The organism is Faecalibacterium butyricigenerans, from assembly GCF_020687345.1.
GTDB classification, from domain to species: domain Bacteria; phylum Bacillota; class Clostridia; order Oscillospirales; family Ruminococcaceae; genus Faecalibacterium; species Faecalibacterium butyricigenerans.
Genome location: NZ_JAJEQL010000042.1, coordinates 1 through 18,814, shown reverse-complemented (window position 1 = coordinate 18,814; position 18,814 = coordinate 1). Strand labels below are relative to the sequence as shown.

Annotated in this window: 18 protein-coding genes; 16 read left to right on the top strand and 2 right to left on the bottom strand. The window is 61.5% G+C overall.

The features are described 5' to 3' along the window. From LKD23_RS11610 to LKD23_RS11580, 7 genes are all read left to right on the top strand, one after another. Window positions 1–204: hypothetical protein (locus tag LKD23_RS11610; RefSeq protein ID WP_227621791.1), on the top strand; the 204-nt coding region annotated here is incomplete at its 5' end. Further along, entirely contained in the window at window positions 201–1,475 is a 1,275-nt protein-coding gene (locus LKD23_RS11605; protein ID WP_227621790.1) for a bifunctional folylpolyglutamate synthase/dihydrofolate synthase, read from the top strand. The genes LKD23_RS11610 and LKD23_RS11605, both read left to right, overlap by 4 nt. A gap of 460 nt (window positions 1,476–1,935) precedes the next feature. Next, window positions 1,936–3,312 carry an MATE family efflux transporter gene (locus LKD23_RS11600; RefSeq protein ID WP_227621789.1) on the top strand — a complete coding sequence of 459 codons (1,377 nt, stop codon included), beginning with the start codon at window positions 1,936–1,938 and terminating at the stop codon, window positions 3,310–3,312. Window positions 3,313–3,331: 19 nt separating this feature from the next. Then, the gene (locus LKD23_RS11595; RefSeq protein WP_227621788.1) at window positions 3,332–4,084 is read left to right on the top strand and encodes an exodeoxyribonuclease III; all 753 of its coding nucleotides are present in this window, start codon (window positions 3,332–3,334) and stop codon (window positions 4,082–4,084) included. Between the two features lie 10 nt (window positions 4,085–4,094). Beyond that, window positions 4,095–4,577, top strand: coding sequence for a COG2426 family protein (locus LKD23_RS11590; protein WP_227621787.1), 483 nt, complete (start codon window positions 4,095–4,097; stop codon window positions 4,575–4,577). Window positions 4,578–4,702: 125 nt separating this feature from the next. Further along, the gene (locus LKD23_RS11585) at window positions 4,703–6,079 is read left to right on the top strand and encodes a Sapep family Mn(2+)-dependent dipeptidase (RefSeq protein ID WP_227621786.1); all 1,377 of its coding nucleotides are present in this window, start codon (window positions 4,703–4,705) and stop codon (window positions 6,077–6,079) included. Next, window positions 6,076–6,486 (top strand): DUF3842 family protein, encoded by a 411-nt coding sequence (locus LKD23_RS11580; RefSeq protein ID WP_227621785.1) that lies wholly within the window; start codon window positions 6,076–6,078, stop codon window positions 6,484–6,486. Before LKD23_RS11585 ends, LKD23_RS11580 begins: the two co-directional genes overlap by 4 nt. A 43-nt stretch (window positions 6,487–6,529) precedes the next feature. Here the strand turns inward: LKD23_RS11580 and epsC are convergent, their stop codons facing one another. After that, entirely contained in the window at window positions 6,530–7,213 is a 684-nt protein-coding gene (gene epsC / locus LKD23_RS11575; protein WP_227621784.1) for a serine O-acetyltransferase EpsC, read from the bottom strand. A 486-nt stretch (window positions 7,214–7,699) separates the two neighbouring features. Between epsC and LKD23_RS11570 the strand changes: the two genes are divergently transcribed. The 9 genes from LKD23_RS11570 (at window position 7,700) to LKD23_RS11530 (ending at window position 18,548) form a co-directional block, all read left to right on the top strand. Further along, window positions 7,700–8,890, top strand: a complete 1,191-nt coding sequence (locus LKD23_RS11570; protein ID WP_227621783.1) for a dihydroorotase — start codon at window positions 7,700–7,702, stop codon at window positions 8,888–8,890. Window positions 8,891–9,084: 194 nt separating this feature from the next. After that, a complete protein-coding gene (gene pyrF / locus LKD23_RS11565; protein WP_227621782.1) occupies window positions 9,085–9,951 on the top strand; it encodes an orotidine-5'-phosphate decarboxylase in 867 nt (288 codons plus the stop codon). Beyond that, on the top strand, window positions 9,932–10,702 hold the full coding sequence (locus LKD23_RS11560) for a dihydroorotate dehydrogenase electron transfer subunit (RefSeq protein ID WP_227621781.1): 771 nt from the start codon (window positions 9,932–9,934) through the stop codon (window positions 10,700–10,702). Before pyrF ends, LKD23_RS11560 begins: the two co-directional genes overlap by 20 nt. Continuing rightward, entirely contained in the window at window positions 10,702–11,619 is a 918-nt protein-coding gene (locus LKD23_RS11555; RefSeq protein WP_227621780.1) for a dihydroorotate dehydrogenase, read from the top strand. The genes LKD23_RS11560 and LKD23_RS11555 overlap by 1 nt, the downstream gene beginning before the upstream one ends. Before the next feature lie 143 nt (window positions 11,620–11,762). Continuing rightward, entirely contained in the window at window positions 11,763–12,356 is a 594-nt protein-coding gene (pyrE, locus tag LKD23_RS11550; RefSeq protein ID WP_149795203.1) for an orotate phosphoribosyltransferase, read from the top strand. Between the two features lie 31 nt (window positions 12,357–12,387). Then, on the top strand, window positions 12,388–13,497 hold the full coding sequence (locus LKD23_RS11545) for a carbamoyl phosphate synthase small subunit (protein ID WP_227621779.1): 1,110 nt from the start codon (window positions 12,388–12,390) through the stop codon (window positions 13,495–13,497). A gap of 1 nt (window position 13,498) precedes the next feature. Continuing rightward, window positions 13,499–16,750 (top strand): carbamoyl-phosphate synthase large subunit, encoded by a 3,252-nt coding sequence (gene carB / locus LKD23_RS11540; RefSeq protein WP_227621778.1) that lies wholly within the window; start codon window positions 13,499–13,501, stop codon window positions 16,748–16,750. A 139-nt stretch (window positions 16,751–16,889) separates the two neighbouring features. Further along, window positions 16,890–17,198 (top strand): HU family DNA-binding protein, encoded by a 309-nt coding sequence (locus LKD23_RS11535; RefSeq protein WP_227621777.1) that lies wholly within the window; start codon window positions 16,890–16,892, stop codon window positions 17,196–17,198. Between the two features lie 162 nt (window positions 17,199–17,360). After that, the gene (locus LKD23_RS11530; protein WP_227621776.1) at window positions 17,361–18,548 is read left to right on the top strand and encodes a DEAD/DEAH box helicase; all 1,188 of its coding nucleotides are present in this window, start codon (window positions 17,361–17,363) and stop codon (window positions 18,546–18,548) included. Here LKD23_RS11530 and LKD23_RS11525 read toward each other — a convergent pair. Further along, a partial coding sequence (locus LKD23_RS11525) for a hypothetical protein (protein ID WP_227621775.1) occupies window positions 18,539–18,814 on the bottom strand: 276 nt, incomplete at its 5' end. The genes LKD23_RS11530 and LKD23_RS11525 overlap by 10 nt on opposite strands.

The window sequence follows — 18,814 nt, the reverse complement described above, 5'->3', positions numbered from 1 at the left end:
GAGTCGAAACACCCCTCCCTGCCTCTGGCCCGCGCGGAGCGCAAGCCACTTGACCGAAAGAAAAACATCCCCCGCGCTACCAGCGCGAGAACCTGCTTAAAGAAAACCAAGCACTACTGCAACATCGCTCTAATCCCGCGCCACAGGCGCGAATACCTGCTTCCCCAAAAAAATAAAACCAACAAACGAGGCGTTTTTTCATGAATTACGAATCCGCTTTGGAATACATCCACGCAGTCCAGTGGGCCGGCCACAAGCCGGGCCTGAGCCGCACCCGCACGCTGCTGGCGGCGCTGGGCGACCCCCACAAAAAGCTCCGCTTCGTCCATGTAGCGGGCACCAATGGCAAGGGCAGCACCGCTGCCATGCTGGCGTCCTGCCTTCATGCGGCGGGATACCGGGTCGGACTTTACACCTCCCCCTTCATCAATCGCTTCAACGAGCGCATTCAGGTGGACGGCGAGCAGATCCCGGATGACGCTCTGGTGCGTCTGGTGGAGCGCGTCCGCCCGGCGGCGGAAGCCATGAGCGATGTGCCCACCGAGTTTGAGATCATTACTGCGCTGGGGATGCTCTGGTTCGCCGAGGAAAAATGCGACATCGTGGTGCTGGAAGTGGGCCTCGGCGGTACGCTGGACTCCACCAACGTCATCGACCCGCCCGAGTGTGCGGTCATCACGGCGCTGGGTATGGATCATGTGAAGGAGCTTGGCCCCACCCTTGCAGACATCGCCGCCGCCAAGGCCGGCATCATCAAGCCGGGCAGTCCGGTGGTGAGCTACGGCGGTGTGCCGGAGGCGGACGCCGTCATCGCCCGGACGGCGGAAGAAAAGCACGCCCCCCTCACGGTGGTGGACTTCTCCCGCCTGAACGTGGAGGGCGGGAGCCTCGACGCCGTTACCTTCGACTTCGACGGGCTGGACGGCATCCGGCTGCCCCTCATTGGCAGCTATCAGCCAAAGAATGCCGCCCTCGCCATCACGGCCCTCCGGGTGCTGCGGGGCAGGGGCTGGGACATTCCCGACAGCGCCATCCGCACCGGCCTCGAGCAGGTGAGCTGGCCGGGCCGCTTCGAGCTGCTGCGGCATGCGCCCGCCTTCCTGCTGGACGGCAGCCACAACGCCCACGGGATGCGGGCTACCGTCCAGAGCCTCCGGGACCGCTTCCCGGGGCAGAAGTTCGTCTTCCTGCTCAGCATCATGGCCGACAAGGATGTGGACGAGATGCTGGCGCTGCTGCTGCCGCTGGCAGAGCAGTTCGTCACCGTCGCGGCCCACACCCCCCGGGCCATGCCTGCCGAGACATTAGCTGAGCACATCCGCGCCCGGGGCGGCAGGGCGGAAGCGGCTGCGGACATCCCTGCCGGGGTCGCCCGCGCCGTCGAGCTGGGCGGGAACGGCCCGGTCTGTGCCCTCGGCACCCTCTACTTTTCCGGCGACGTCCGGCAGGCGTTCGCCCGGCTGACGGCAGAATAAATAAAAGAAAAGCGATGACCCAGTGCAGATGGGCCATCGCTTTTTTGCCCTTTCGGGCAAGCAGGGTAAATGATAAGAAGGTAAATGAAGGAAATAGCAAAAATAAGAAGGTGAAAACAGAAAGAAAAACAAGGGCAGCGGGAGGTATGTATCCAACATCCTGCCTTTGTTGGATACAACAATAACACGATTGCAGAGAAATTGCAAGGCTTTTTCCGAAAAAAATCCACAAAATGGGCGGGATGTTGTACTTTTGGCACAACGCACAAATCCTGAGGGCACTTCACTGGCAATTTGACGAAGCGGGATGTTCCAAGGCGGAACACCATAAATTCTCATAAGCCGCCCTTCGGCTCTTGCACGGCTGGACGGGCTGTGCTAAGATGATAACGTAAAATGAGAAGTCTGCGCCAAGAAGCGCATCGGATGTGATATTGCAGATGACCAAAGGAGAATATAGATGGTAAAAGACGTACCGACCAGCGGCTCAAAGCCCCTTTTTGACGGGCGGGAACCGCTGTTTTCCCAGAAAGACCTGCTGCGGCTGGCGGGGCCGCTGCTCATCGAGCAGTTCCTTGCCGTGACCGTCGGCATGGCCGACACCATGATGGTCTCCCGCTGCGGCGAGGCGGCCATCTCGGGCGTCAGCCTTGTGGATATGATAAACAACCTCATCATCGTGCTGTTCGCAGCGCTGGCCACCGGCGGCGCGGTGGTGGTGAGCCAGTATCTGGGCGCAAGGGAGCAGAAAAAGGCCGACGCCAGCGCAGGCCAGCTCATCCTGCTGAGCGCCATTCTGGGCACGGCGGTGGCGGTGTTCTGCATCCTCTTTGCCCGGCCCATGATCAGCGCCTGCTACGGCTCCATCGACGCGGACGTGCTGGACGCCGGTGTCCTGTACCTTAAAATAACGGCCCTGAGCTACCCCTTCCTCGCACTGTACAACGCGGGCGCGGCCCTTTTCCGCAGCATGGGCAACTCCAAGATCTCGATGCAGATCAGCATCCTGATGAACATCATCAACATCGTGGGCAATGCGGTCTGCATCTTCGGCTTCAAGATGGGCGTCGATGGCGTGGCATGGCCCAGCGTCGTTTCCCGTGTCATTGCGGCGGCGCTCATTCTGGGGCGCTGCTACCAGAAGGGCCACGCCCTCACGGTGCCCAAGACCGTCCGCCTCGACACCGGCATGGCAAAACGCATCCTCGGCATCGGCGTGCCTTCGGCGTTTGAGAACAGCCTGTTCGAGGCGGGCCGTATCGTCGTGGTCAGCATGATCTCCACCTTCGGCACCGTCCAGATCGCCGCCAACGCCGTCGCCAACAACCTCGACGGTGTGGGCTGCATCCCGGGCAAGGCCATCAGCCTTGCGATGATAACGGTCGTAGGCCGGTGCGTCGGCGCAGGCGACAACGAGCAGGCAGTCTACTACACAAAAAAGCTGCTGGGCTGGGCCTACCTCGTCATGGGCATCCTGAACGGACTCATCCTGCTCTTTGTCCGGCCTCTGGTGGGCATCTATGAGCTGTCTGGTGAGACGATGGAGCTTTCCATCATTCTGGCCTGCATCCACGCGGGCTTTGCGATGCTGCTCTGGCCGCTCTCCTTCGTGCTGCCCAACGCCCTGCGCGCCGCCAACGACGTGAAGTTCACGATGGTCGTCTCCATCGCCAGCATGGCCTGCTGGCGGATCGGCTTCAGCTACATCATCGGCGTGCGGATGGGCATGGGAGCCATCGGCGTCTGGATCGCCATGGTGGTGGACTGGGTCTGCCGCGTGACCTGCTTCGTGACCCGCTTCCGCAGCGGTGTCTGGAAAGAAAAATACAAGGCCTGACAACAGAAAGGAACATCAGATGAAACTCATCAGCTGGAACGTGAACGGGCTGCGCGCCTGTCTGACCCACGATTTTGCCGCGAGCTTCGCCGCGTTGGACGCGGACGTGTTCTCGGTGCAGGAAACGAAGATGCAGCCCGGACAGGCTGATTTTGCCCCGGAAGGCTACACGGAATATACCTACTCGGCGGAGAAAAAGGGCTACTCCGGCACGGCCTGCTGGTGCAAGACCCCGCCCCTGCGCGTCACCACCGGCATCGGCAGGGAGGAGCACGACCACGAGGGCCGCGTGCTGACGCTGGAATACCCCGGCTTCTACCTCGTCAACTGCTATACTCCCAACAGTCAGGACGGCCTCAAGCGGTTGGATTACCGGATGACGTGGGAAGATGACTTCCGGGCCTACCTGCTGGGTCTGGACGCCAAAAAGCCGGTCATCCTCTGCGGCGACCTGAATGTGGCCCATCAGGAGATCGACATCAAGAACGCCAAGACCAACCGCATGAGCGCAGGCTTCACCGATCAGGAGCGGGCCAAGATGACCGAGCTGCTGGCGGCGGGCTTCACCGACAGCTTCCGTGCGGTCCACCCGGATGAGGTGAAATACAGCTGGTGGAGCTACCGCTTCCACGCCCGGGAGAAGAATGCAGGCTGGCGCATCGACTATTTTCTCGTCTCGGACCGCATCGCGGACAAAATAAAAGCCGCCGAGATCCACAACGAGGTGTTTGGCTCTGACCACTGCCCGGTGGAGCTGGACATCGACCTGTAAGGAGGGCTCTATGCTCAAAAGCTATCTTATCGTTTTCTTCATCTCGATGTTGCCCCTCGTGGAGCTGCGCGGCGCCATCCCGGTGGGCATCGGGATGGGCCTGCCCATCCTGCCCACCTATCTGGTCTGCGTGGTGGGCAATATGCTGCCGGTTCCGTTCATTTATTTGTTCGCTCGGAAGCTCCTTATCTGGGGCTATCACAAGCCCCTCATCGGCCCCTTCTGCCACTTCTGCATCGTCAAGGGCGAAAAGGGAGGCCGCGCGCTGGAGGCCAAGGCTGGTCGGGGCCTTGTGGCCGCGCTGCTGCTCTTTGTGGGCATCCCGCTGCCGGGCACCGGCGCATGGACGGGCACGCTGGCCGCCTCCATCCTCGATATGAAATTCAAGGACGTGCTCGTCGCCTGCATGGGAGGCGTGCTGCTGGCCGGCATCATCATGGGTCTGGCCAGCGCGGGCCTTCTGGGTGCGCTGAGCGGGCTGTTTGCGGTGTGAACCGGAAGCTCTTTCGCGCTGCATGGGCTGGAGAGGGCTGGTTTTCCGCTGCAAAGTGTGCTAGAATAACAGCAGTGTGTCTTGAACAAAGGCAAAGAAAGGACGAATCAAAGATGCAAGAGGCCTTGAATCAGAAGATCGACGCGTTCATCGCGGCGAACAAAGAGCAGCTCCTGAAGGATATTGCTGCACTAGTGTCCATCAACAGCGTGGAGGGCACCCCGGAAGAGGGTGCACCCTACGGCGCAGGCCCCCGGGCCGCTCTGGACAAGACGCTGGAGCTGGCTGCAGGCATGGGCCTTGCCACCCGCAACTGCGAGGGCCACATCGGCTACGCCGAGCTGGCCGGTGCGGACGCCGAGAAGTATCTGGCGACCATCTGCCATGTGGACGTGGTGCCCGAGGGCAACGGCTGGACGCAGGATCCCTTCCAGATGGAGATCCGCGACGGCTGGATGATCGGCCGCGGCGTGGCGGACGACAAAGGCCCGATGGTGGCTACCCTGTATGCCCTGAAGTTCCTCAAGGAGGAGGGCGTCTCCCTGCGCTACCCCATCCGTGCCCTCGTGGGCGACAACGAGGAGACCCATATGCACGATGTGGACTACTACCTCGCCAACTACCCGGCTCCGGTGTTCTGCTTTACCCCGGACGCCGAGTTCCCGGTCTGCAACGGCGAGAAGGGCCACTTCGACGGCAAGCTGGTCAGCCCGGTCTGCAACGGCGTCATCAAGGACTTTGAGGGCGGCGTCGCCACCAACGCTGTGCCGGATCGCGCCAGCGCCCTCGTGACCACCGACATCACCAAGCTGCGCAACGCCCCCAACATCACCCTCGAGCCGGAAGGCGAGGGCGTCCGCATCCGCGGCTGGGGCAAGTCCGGCCATGCTGCCATGCCGGAGGGCACCGTCAACGCCATCGGTCTGGTGGTGAACTACCTGCTGGACAACGGCCTGTGCAACGACGCCGAGCGCGCCTATCTGGAAGCCGTCAAGAAGCTGCACGACTCTACCGCCGGTGCGGGTCTGGGCATCGACTGTGCCGACGGCCCCTTCGGCCCGCTGACCATCATCGGCGGCAAGATGTCGATGGTGGATGGCCGGATGGTCCAGACCATGGACAGCCGCTATCCCACCTGCACCGACGGCGACGCCATCGCCGCAAAGATCCGTGCCGCCATCGGCACCGGCGCAGAGCTGACCGATGTGGGCAGCGCAAAGCCCTTCTACATCGAGGCGGATACCCCCGCCATCAAGGCCTGCATCGACACCTACAACGAAGTCACCGGCGAGAACGCCACCCCCTTCACCATGGGCGGCGGCACCTATGCCCGCCACTTCCCCTACGCCGTCAGCTTCGGCCCGGAGCACAGCGATATGGTGCTGCCCGAGTTCGGCGGCCCGATGCACGGCGCGAACGAGGCCGCTCCCATCGACAAGCTGCTGGAGGCCCTCAAGATCTACATCATCGCGCTGCTGCGTCTGGAGGAAATCGACTTTTGAGCCGGGTACTGGTCATTGACGGGCAGGGCGGCGGACTGGGCCGTCAGCTGGTCGCAGCCCTCGCAGCCGGATGCCCGGACGCGGAGCTGACCGCTGTGGGCACCAACAGTCTTGCGGCCTCGGCCATGCTCCGGGCGGGCGCATCGCGCGCCGCCACCGGCGAGAACGCCGTGGTGGTCAACTGCCGCCGGGCGGACGTCATCGTAGGCCCCATCGGCATCGTCATCGCGGATTCGCTGCTGGGCGAGATCACCCCGGCGATGGCGGCGGCAGTCTGTCAGAGCGATGCGACCCGGGTGCTCATCCCCATCAACCACTGCGACAACATCGTGGTGGGGGTGCCCGACCAGTCCATCGGCCAGCTGGTGACAGCGGCGGTGGAAAAGGTCAAAGAGCTGATCCGATAAAGCAAAAAGCGGAAGCTTTCCCGAGGGAGAGCTTCCGCTTTCGTTATGTCCGGAGCGATTTCCGCTGGCGTGCGGCCACCTGCTGGGCCGTGGGAGGGATGTCGCCCTGCGCGGCTTTTTCCAGCTGGCCGATGCGGCGGTCGAGGTCCAGAAGGCGCTGGGCCATGACGTCCGGCAGGTCCTGCTGGTCGAGGTCGTCGGCCGGGTTGACGGCCTTATTGTTGATGCGCACCACCTCGGCAGGCACGCCCACGGCGGTGCAGTTGGCGGGCAGGTTCTTGAGCACCACGCTGCCCGCGCCGATGCGGGCGTTGTCGCCGATATACACCGGGCCGAGGACCTTGGTGCCCGCGCCGATGAGGACATTGTTGCCCAAGGTGGGATGGCGCTTGCCGGTGTCCTTGCCGGTGCCGCCGAGGGTCACGCCGTGGTAGATGGTGCAGTTGTCGCCGATCTCCGCCGTCTCGCCAAAGACGATGCCCATGCCGTGGTCGATGAACAGGCACTTGCCGATCTTTGCGCCGGGGTGGATCTCGATGCCGGTCTTATGCCGGCCCCGCTGGCTGACCCAGCGGGCGAGGAAGAAGTGCTTATGCTCGAACAGCCAGTGCGCGACGCGGTGGTAGACCAGAATATGAAAGCCCGGGTAAAGCAGTATGACCTCCAGCACGGTGCGTGCTGCGGGGTCCTTGCGCTGGATGTTCCGCGCGTCCTCTAAAAGCCCCATAACAGAAAACCTCCATTTTTGCCGCCCGCAATGGCGGCCCCTCTCTGATAGACACTATAATAGCACAACGAAACTTTAATGTACAGTGAAATGGTAGGATATGAGAGCGAAAATGAGGATTTTTTTGCACAGGACCTTTGGCGGCGGGGGAGAGGCGGGATTTTTCGGTAGAGTAGCTAAAAATCGCCGCTTGCAGCGTCAAACCTTTTCACACAGAAAAGAGGCCGAAGGCATTGACACATTTCGCGTTTCTATGCTAAAATATATCGAAAAGAACGGAACAGAAAAGGAGACGGGAGCATGAAGGCTAAGATGATGCGTGCAAAGCTGAAGAATCAGTTTGCAGCCGTTTTTGCTGTGGCTCCGGTGTTTCCTTTTCTAGCGTGTTGACTTTTCCCTTTGCGGGGAAAAGTTTTTTTTTGCCCTTCTGAGGGCCGACACACCCGGACGATGAAACCAGACAAACACAGACAGGGAGGTAATCTTATGCTGCTCATCAACGCTGTCAACGCCGAGGGCCGGCCGGTGGAGCTGTATGCAAAGGACGGAAAGATCGCCGCCGTCGGTCAGGGACTGGCCGCGCTGGCCGGAGAGGACGAGACGGTGCTGGACGCCGGGGGGCTGACCGTGCTGCCCGCCTTTGTGGATCTGCACTGCCACTGGCGCACCCCGGGCTTTGAATATAAGGAAGACATCGAGACGGGCAGCCGGGCCGCAGCCGCAGGCGGTTACACCTTCGTGAACCTGATGCCCAACACCAAGCCCGTCTGCTCTTCCGCTGCACAGGCTGCGATGGTGGAGCAGAAGGCCGCAGAGGTGGGCCTGTGCGATGTGAACCAGACCGTCTCCATCACCGAGAACTTCGACGGCAAGACCATCGACCACCTCAAGACCCTGCCCGCCTCGGTCCGCTTCATCACCGAGGACGGCCACGGCGTGCAGGACAACGCCACCATGGCCCGGGCCTTCGCCATCTGCACCCAGCGCGACATCACCGTGATGAGCCACGCCGAGGATATGGAGATCAGCCCGTGGGATTACCGTCTGGCCGAGGACATCGAGACAGTGCGCAACTGCTGGCTGAGCGAATACTACCAGACCCGGCTGCATATGTGCCACGTCTCCACCCGGGGAGCCATTGAGGCCATCCAGATGGCAAAGCTGCGGGGCGCGCCTGTCACCTGCGAGGTGACGCCCCACCACCTCTGGTTCACCAACGACACCTGCGACTACCGCGTCAACCCGCCCATCCGCACGGCGGACGATGTGCAGGCCCTCATCGACGGCATCCGCAGCGGCGTGGTGGACGCCATCGCCACCGACCACGCCCCCCACTCCGAGGAAGATAAGCTCAAGGGCATGGCCGGCATGGTGGGCAGCGAGACGGCCTTCGGCGTCTGCTACACCAAGCTCTGCAAAGAGGAGGGGCTGCCCCTTGAGCTGCTGAGCCACCTGATGAGCACCCGCCCGGCGGAGATCCTGGGCCTTGCCAAGGGACAGCTGGAGCCGGGCTATGACGCCGACTTCGTGCTGGTGGATCTTGACACCCCCTATACGGTGGACAAGGATAAGCTCCACTCCAAGTCCCACAACTGCCCCTTTGACGGGGCACAGCTCTACGGCAGGGTCTGCGCCACCGTCAAGGGCGGCCAGCTGACCTATCAGGCAGAAGAATAAAAAAACTTCCACGGCCTAGCCCTCTCAGGCGCTGCGCGCCAGCTCTCCCAAGGGGAGAGCCAAAAGCGTGGCGGTCAAGCGAAAGCCTCTCCCTTTGGGAGAGGTGGCACGGTGTCAGCCGTGACGGAGAGGGCAAGGATGCTGACAATAGAAGAGATACCTATAAAAAGAGAGACAACAGGAGGAACCCCAAAATGACGAACATGGATAAGCTCTACGAAGCAGTCGAAGCACGCGGCCCGGTCTGCGTGGGTCTGGACACCGATTTCAGCTACCTGCCCGCAGATTTTGTGGACAGCACCCTTTCCAAGGGTGAGAACATCGTCCGCTTCAACAAGAAGCTCATCGACGCCACCAAAGCGGTGGCCGGCTGCTACAAGGTGCAGATCGCTTACTATGAGGCTCTGGGCTTCGAGGGCCTGAAGGCATATGCTGACACCCTGAAGGCCGTCCGCGAGGCCGGTGTGCCGGTCATCGCCGACATCAAGCGCGGCGACATCGCCAAGACCGCCGAAATGTACGCCATGGGCCACTTTACCGGCGATTTCGAGGCCGACTTCGTCACTCTGGCCCCCTACATGGGTCTGGACTCCATCAGCCCCTATCTGCCCTACGCCGAGAAGCAGGGCAAGGGTATGTTCGTCCTCTGCCGCACCTCCAACGGCGGCGCAAAGGACTTCGAGTACGAGAAGCTGGCCGACGGCCGCCACGTTTATGACCTCGTGGGCGACAAGCTGAACGCCCTCGGCAAGGACTACATGGGCGAGCACGGCTACTCCTCCATTGGTCTGGTCATCGGCGGCACCCACATCGAGGAGGCCACTGAGATCCGCGCCAAGTACAAGGACAGCTTCTTCCTCATCCCCGGCTACGGCGCACAGGGCGGCAAGGCCGAGGACATCGCCCAGTATCTGAGCAAGGGCAACGGCGGCGTGGTCAACTCCAGCCGCGGCATCCTGCTGGCCTACAAGAAGCAGCCGGGCGTGGCCTTCGACGAGGCCGCTTACAACGAGTGTGTGAACATGAAGGAGGCCATTGCCCATGCGTGCAGCCTGCTGTGAGGCCACTGTCCTGCGCCATGAGGTCATCGCGGAGGACATCCGCCTGCTGACCGTCCTCTGGCCGGACCGTGAGCACATCCCCCACGCCGGGCAGTTCTTCACCCTGCGTGCATGGGGCGCGGACGAAGCGCCCTTCCTTTCCCGGCCCATCAGCGTCCACAAGTGGGACGCCGAAACCCAGACCGTCGAGTTTCTGTACGCCGTCGTGGGTGAGGGCACCCGGAAGCTGACGGCCCTGATGCCGGGCGACAGCTTCCAGCTCACCGGCCCCATGGGCAACGGCTTCGATACGGCCGACCTGCTGAGCCGGTACAAGAAGATCGCCGTCGTGGGCGGCGGCATCGGCACCGCCCCCATGTATCAGCTCACCCGCGAGCTGGCGGCGGGTGGGGTCAAGCCCGACGTCTTCTTCGGCTTCCGGGATAAGCCCTACTGCATGGAGGAATACCGCTCCATTGCAAACAGCGTCAAGGTGTCCACAGACACTGGCGCGGTGGGCTTCCACGGCTTTGTCACCCAGCTGTACGACCCGGCAGATTATGACGTGGTGCTGGTCTGCGGCCCCACGGTCATGATGCGGAACGCCGCCCGCCTCTGCGCGGAGAAGGGCACCCCCTGCTTCGTCAGTCTGGAAAAGAAGATGGCCTGCGGCATCGGTGCCTGCCTCGGCTGCACCTGCGAGACCAGAAGCGGCGAGGGCAAGAGCGTATGCAAGAATGGCCCTGTGTTTGATGCAGCGGAGGTGTTCTGATGGCAGATCTGAAAACGAACCTGCTGGGCTTCACCATGAACAGCCCCATCATCGGGGCCTCGGGCACGGTGGGCTACGGCGTGGAATACGAAGAGCTGGCCGATTTCTCGAAGATCGGCGGCATCTCGGGCAAGGGCCTGACCCTCTACGGCCAGTACGGCAACAAGGGCGAGCGGCTCTGGGAGACCCCCTCGGGCCTCATCAACAGCATCGGCCTGCAGAACCCCGGCGTCCAGCACTTCATTGATGTGGAGCTGGGCGAGATGCTGGAGCTGAAGCAGAAGTATGGCACGGTGGCCATCGCCAACCTCGGCGGCCACAGCGAGGAAGAGTACGTCGAGGGTGCGGCCATGCTCAGCGAGAGCGGCGTGGACATCGTGGAGCTGAACATCTCCTGCCCCAACGTCAAGGTGGGCGGCATGGCCTACGGCGTCAAGGCCGAGGCCGCCGGCGAGGTGGTGCGGATGGTCCGCGACGCCTGCAAGAAGCCCCTGATGGTCAAGCTCAGCCCGCAGGCCGAGAACATCCCCGCGATGTGCAAGGCGGTGGAGGCTGCCGGTGCGGACGCCATCAGCCTGACCAACACCTTTCAGGCCTGCGCCATCGACCTCGAGAAGCGCCGCCCGGTGTTCGACAACATCTTCGCCGGTCTGTCCGGCCCGGCGGTGCGCCCCATCGCCCTGCGGATGGTCTGGCAGGCCGTCGGCGCAGTGAACATCCCGGTGGTGGGCCTCGGCGGCATCGCCACCGGCCGCGACGCACTGGAGTTCATCATGGCCGGTGCGGCGGCGGTGCAGGTGGGCGCAGCGAACTTCGCCAACCCCCGGGCGATGGAGACCATCGCCGAGGAGATGGCTGCATGGATGGATGCCCACGGCGTCCGGACGCTGGACGAGATCCGCGGCTGCGCACGCTGAGTGCATAAAATAAAGTTTGAGCGCATAACACCTGCAAATATTCATCAAATCTTAAAATTTGTGAATAAATTTGCGTTTTGACAAAATGCGTGGTACAATACCGCATGAACGAAAACAACGGAACATAGAGAGGGAGAAATACCATGAGTGAAGCACTTGAGATTCTGAAGAGCTGTGACGCATTTCTGGAGGGCCATTTCCTGCTTTCCTCCGGCCGCCATTCCAGCGCATACTGCCAGATGGCTTATCTGCAGCAGTACCCCGACCGCTGCGCCGAGGTCATGAAGGCCGTGGCCGATAAGATCAAGGAGATGGATGTGGACGTCATCGTCGGCCCTGCCATGGGCGGCATCGTCTACGCCTACGAGCTGGCCCGCCAGACCGGCAAGCGCGCCATCTTCACCGAGCGCGTGGACAACGTGATGACCCTGAAGCGCTTTGCCATCCATCCGGGTGAGAAGTGCCTCATCGCGGAGGACGTCGTGACCACCGGCATCTCCTCTCTGGAGACCAAGCGCGTCATCGAAGAGGCCGGCGGCGTCTGCCTCGGCATCACCTGCGTGGTGGACCGCACCAAGCCCGAGGCTCCGTCCCCCATCCCCATCGTGGCAAGCGCCCTCAAGCTGGACCTGCCCAACTACGCCCCCGAGGAGTGCCCCATCTGCAAGGAGGGCAAGCTGCCTCTGGTGCATCTGGGCAGCCGCAAGATGAAGCAGGAAGCCAAGCAGACCCTGTAAACGCGCAGGCGTGTTGAAGCGAGGAGTATCTATGAACGCATATCTTCTTTTGGCGAATGGTATGGTCTTTGCCGGCCAGTCGGTGGGCGCAGAGGGCGTCACCGTGGGCGAGGTCGTCTTTGCCACCGGCATGGTGGGCTTTCAGGAGACCCTGACCGACCCCAGCTACTACGGCCAGATCATCACCCAGACCTACCCCCTCATCGGCAACTACGGCATGAACAAGGACGATATGGAGTCGGACCGGATCTGGGCCAAGGGCTACATCGTCCGCGAGGCCTGCAAGACCCCGTCCAACTGGCGCTGTGAGGAGACGCTGGACAGCTTTCTGAAGAAAAACAATACCATCGGCATCGAGGGCATCGACACCCGCCACCTCACCCGCATCATCCGGGAGAGCGGCGTCATGAACGGCGCCATCCTGACCACCTTCGACCCCGCCGACCCGGCCAACGCGGAGAAGACCGAGGCCCTGCTGGCAGACATCCGGGCCTACGCCGTCACCGACGCCGTCAAGAGCGTCACCTGCGCAAAGCCCGAGGTCTACAACGAGAAGGGCGAGACCCACATCGTGCTGATGCACTACGGCTGCAAGCGGAACATCGTCCGCTGCCTCGTCAAGCGGGGCTGCAAGGTGACGGTCATGCCCGCCTTTGCCACCGCCGAGGAGGTCGCAGCTCTGGCCCCGGACGGCATCATGCTCTCCAACGGCCCCGGCGACCCCGCCGAGCCGGTGGAGGTCATCGAGAACCTCAAGCAGATCTTTGAGCTGAACATTCCCACCTTCGGCATCTGCCTTGGCCATCAGCTCTCTGCACTGGCCGCCGGTGCCAAGACCATGAAGCTCAAGTACGGCCACCGCGGTGCCAACCAGCCCGTCACCGATTTTGAGTCGGGCCGCACCTTCATCACCAGCCAGAACCACGGCTATGCAGTCGTGGGCGACGAGCTGCCCGCCGAGATGGGCGAGGTGGCACAGGTGAACGCCAACGACGGCACCTGCGAGGGCATCAAGTACAAGAAGTGGAACTGCTTCACCGTCCAGTTCCACCCCGAAGCCAACGGCGGCCCCAAGGACACCGAGTTCCTGTTCGACCGCTTCCTGAACAACGTCAAAGCAGCAAAGAAGGAGGCACGCTGAAATGCCTAAGGACCCCAGAATCAAAAAAGTGCTGGTCATCGGCTCCGGCCCCATCATCATCGGTCAGGCTGCTGAGTTCGACTACTCCGGCACGCAGGCGTGCCGCGCCCTGAAAGCAGAGGGCATCGAGACCGTTCTGCTCAACTCCAACCCCGCTACCATCATGACCGACCCCGATGTGGCCGACCATGTTTACATCGAGCCGATGACCCTTGAGGTCGTGGAGCGCATCCTCGACATCGAGAAGCCCGACTCCGTGCTGCCCAACCTTGGCGGCCAGATGGGCCTGAACCTCTCCATGGAGCTGGCCCGCTCCGGCTACCTTGACCGCAGCGGCATCCGTCTGCTGGCCTGCAAGCCGGAGACCATCGACCGCGCCGAGGACCGTGAGCTGTTCAAGGAGACGATGGAGAAGCTGCATCAGCCCATCATCCCCTCCGAGGTCGTGGAGACGCTGGAGGACGCACTGGCCTGCGCCGACCGCATCGGCTACCCCGTCATTGTCCGCCCGGCCTTCACCATGGGCGGCACCGGCGGCGGCATCTGCGCGAACAAGGCAAAGCTCATCGAGATCGGCACCAACGGCCTCCGTCTTTCCCCCATCCACCAGATCCTTGTGGAAAAGTGCATCGCGGGCTGGAAAGAGATCGAGTATGAGGTCATGCGCGACCACAAGGGCAACGTCATCACCGTCTGCAACATGGAGAACCTCGACCCCGTCGGCATCCACACCGGCGACTCTGTGGTCGTGGCACCCTCCCAGACTCTGACCGACCACGAGTATCAGATGCTGCGCACCGCTGCGCTGGACATCATCACCGAGCTGGGCATCGAGGGCGGCTGCAACTGCCAGTTCGCGCTCAAGCCCGACAGCTTCGACTATGCAGTCATCGAGGTCAATCCCCGTGTGTCCCGCTCCTCCGCGCTGGCCTCCAAGGCCACCGGTTACCCCATCGCCAAGGTGGCGACGAAGATCGCCATCGGCTACACGCTGGACGAGATCACCAACGACGTCACCGGCAAGACCTGCGCCTGCTTCGAGCCTGCGCTGGACTACATCGTGGTCAAGTACCCGAAGTGGCCCTTCGATAAGTTCGTCTACGCCGACAAGTCTCTGGGCACCCAGATGATGGCCACCGGCGAGGTCATGAGCATCGGCAACAGCTTCGAGGCTGCCATGATGAAGGCCGTCTCCTCCATCGAGCTGGGAATGGACACCCTGACCCACAAGCCCTTCGAGGAGCTGAGCGATGAGGAGATCGTGGAGCATATGTATGTGCAGGACGCAGAGCGCGTCTTCTGCGTCTACGAGGCCCTCAAGCGCGGCATCGACCACCAGACCATCTACCGCATCACCAAGATCGACTGGTGGTTCCTCGACAAGATGCAGCATCTGGCAGACCTCGAAAAGGGTCTGGCCAAGTGCGAGGGTGTTCTGACCGAGGCCCAGTACAGGGAAGCCAAGAAGTACGGCTTTCAGGATAAGACCATCAAGCGTCTGGCCAAGGTGGACAAGCTCCCCGTGGAGAACTACCGCGCCGGCTTCAAGATGGTCGATACCTGTGCCGCCGAGTTCTCGGCCAACACCCCTTACTTCTACTCCACCTACGACGGCGACAACGAGGCCGCTGCATTCATCGCCGAGAAAGAAGCCAAGGCTGCCGCGCAGGGTGAGCCGAAAAAGAAGAAGATCCTCGTCTTCGGCTCCGGCCCCATCCGCATCGGTCAGGGCATCGAGTTCGACTACTGCTCGGTCCATTGCGTCTGGACGCTGAAAAAGCACGGCTGTGAGGCCATTCTGGTCAACAACAACCCTGAGACCGTCTCCACCGACTTTGACACTGGTGACCGCCTCTACTTCGACCCCCTGAACCCGGAGAGCGTGGACAACATCATTGCCACCGAGAAGCCCGACGCCTGCGTCGTCCAGTTCGGCGGCCAGACCGCCATCAAGCTGGCAAAGCATATGGACGAGATCGGTCTGCCCATCCTCGGCACCCCGGCGGATGCCATCGATGAGGCAGAGGACCGCGAGCGCTTCGACGAGCTGCTGGAGCGCTGCAACATCCCCCGCGCCCCCGGCCGAACCGTTTTTAATCTGGAGGAGGCACTGGCCGCAGCCGACGAGATCGGTCTGCCCGTCCTGATGCGCCCCTCCTACGTCCTCGGCGGTCAGAACATGATCGTGGCCTACACCAAGGCGGACGTCATCGAGTATATGGGCGTCATCACCGAGCACGTCGATATGGACCACCCCGTCCTGCTGGATAAGTACATCATGGGCACCGAGTGCGAAGTGGACGCCATCTGCGACGGCGAAAACTACCTCATCCCCGGCATCATGGAGCAGGTGGAGCGCACCGGCGTCCACTCCGGCGACTCCATCTGTGTCTACCCGGCCCAGCATCTGACGCAGGCCGAGATCGACACGATGGTGGACTACACCGGCCGCTTTGCCCGGGAGCTGCACGTCACCGGTCTGGTCAACGTCCAGTATGCGGTCTCCAACGGCAAGGTCTACGTCATCGAGGTCAACCCCCGCTCTTCCCGCACGGTGCCCTATATCTCCAAGGTCACAGGCGTCCCGATGGTCGATCTGGCCGTCCGCTGCTGCCTCGGCGAGAAGCTGACCGATATGGGCTACGGCACCGGCCTGCACCCCAATGCTCCCTATGTGGCTGTTAAGGTGCCTGTCTTCAGTTTTGAGAAGCTGCATGGCGTCGATACCCAGTTCGGCCCCGAGATGAAGTCCACCGGCGAGGTGCTGGGCATTGCGCCCAACTACCACGATGCCCTGCTCAAGGGCCTCATCGGCGCGGGCTACACCTTCAAGACCCCCGGCCCGGCTTCCTGCTGCATCTTCACCGTGAAGGACAGCGACAAGCCCGAGTTCGTGGACATCGCGTGGAAGCTCAAGAGCATGGGCTATAAGCTCTACGGCACCTCCGGCACCTGCGCATGGCTCAACAAGCACATGGTGCCCTGCAATGAGGTGCGGAATATGTCCGGTGAAGCGCCGAATATCGTGGACCTTCTGCAGAGCGGTCTGGTGGACTATGTCTTCTCCACCAGCGCCAAGGGCCGCGACCCCAAGCGCGATTCCGTCCGCCTGCGCCGCAAGGCTGTGGAGTTGAGCATCCCCTGTATCACGGCTGTGGATACGGCCAATGCTCTGGTCAACTGCCTGCGCAGCGAGCACAGCATGAAGGACATCCCGCTGGTGGATATTGCAACGCTGTATCATAAAAAATAAACACACTCCGCTACTTCGTGCGCAAAAATATACCGTTTGTGCGCAGCCCCTCGTAATGAGGGGCTGCATTTGTTATACTCAACAACGCAAAATTTGCCAAAAGACGTTACTTTTGGACGTTCCAGGAGGATATAGATACATGACTCGTTCCCAGATGATCGAAACTGTGGCGCGCAAGACCGGCTTCACCGAAGCGCAGGTCGAGACCACGATGGACGCACTGTTTGACCAGATCGCCGATTGCCTGCGTGCCGACGAAAAGGTCACTATCGCTGGCTTTGGCCGCTTCGAGATGCGCCCCCGCAAGCCAAAGGCATACACCAACCCCAAGACCAAGGTCTCCAGCCGTCTGGAGTCTACCTCTATCCCCGGCTTCAAGGCCAGCGGTCGTTTCAAGCAGAAGCTTGAGGCAGGCCGTGCCGCAAAGAGCGTCGAAGAGACCGCCTGATAGAACATAACGCGCAAGCGCTGCATCCTTGACCTGGGATGCGGCGCTTTTTTGCTGACAGAATGCGATTTTCATGGTATACTGGGCATATCATCACGAAAAGCGGCCCCCAGAGGGCATTGCGCAGAAGAAAAACGAAAAAGGAACGGAGTAGAAGGATCCATGCTTTACAGCGAGTTACAGTGCAGCGAGGCCATCCATAAGGCCGTAGAGCGGATGGGCTTTGCGGAAATGACCGAGGTGCAGGAAAAGACCATCCCCGTCATGCTGGCCGGGCGCGACGTCATCGCCAAGGCCCCCACTGGCACCGGCAAGACCTGCGCCTTCGGCATCCCGGTGGCGGAGCATATCGACCCCGCCCTCAAGGCCCCGCAGGCCGTCATTCTGGCCCCGACCCGTGAGCTGGCGCAGCAGATCGCCGAGGAGCTGGCCGGGCTGACCTATTTCATGCCGGAGGTGCAGGTGGTCTGCGTCTACGGCGGCGCAAATATGGAAAAGCAGGCCAAGCGCCTCGCCGAGGGCTGCCAGATCGTCGTGGCGACTCCGGGCCGCCTTATGGACCACTACAAGCACCACAGCATCGACCTCGACCATGTGACGCAGGTGGTGCTGGATGAGGCCGATGAGATGCTGAATATGGGCTTTTATAAGGACGTGCGGCACATCATCGGCCTGATGAAGGCCCGCAAGTCCCTCTCCATGTTCTCGGCCACCATCAGCCGGGAGGTGATGGACATCGGCTGGATGTATCAGAAGGACGCCGAAGAGATCACCGTCCAGCCCAAGGAAGAGAGCCAGCCGAAGATCACTCAGTATATGCTGGAGACCTCCGGCCGCAATAAGCTGTCGGACTTGGCCCAGATCATCATTGGGGAGGGCTATAAGCGGGTCATGGTGTTCTGTGATACCAAATTCAATACGGCGGCGCTGGCGAACCAGCTGGCCCGGCTGAACTTCTCGGTGGACTGCCTTCACGGCGACCTCTCCCAGAGTGAGCGCAACCGCATCATGCAGAATTTCCGGGATGGAAAACTGAACGTGCTGGTGGCTACCGATGTGGCGGCCCGTGGCATCGACGTCTCGGATGTGGATGCGGTCATCAACTACGATGTCCCCGGTGACAATGAGCACTATACCCACCGCATCGGCCGCACCGGCCGCGCAAAGAAGGAGGGCGTGAGCTATCTGTTCTATGTGCCGGAGGAGAAGAAGCGGGTGCAGGAGCTGCTGCGTCTGACCCGCAATACGGATCTGTGCACGCCGGTGCATTTCGATTTCAATCATGAGCATATCGTGGTGGAAAAGAAGCAGGACAGCGCCGACCGGTTCCAGATCAAGTGCTATTTCTGATGAGAGAATAAGACAGGAAACAGAGCGGGTGTTTTTTGGGCAGAAAGCCCTGAAAGTGCCCGCTCTGCTTTTATATTATAATAAGGAAGAATGAAAGCAAAAAACAGGCCAAAACGCCGCAAAAAACTGGTGAAAAAGTGCAAAGGCAAAAAAGAGCAAAAAACTTGTAAAAAAGACTTGCAAAGTGGACGGTGATGTGGTATTATACTTGAGCGCCAAGCGCTGAGACAAAAGAATGACTTCCGAGTCTCAGCTAGAAGTAAAGC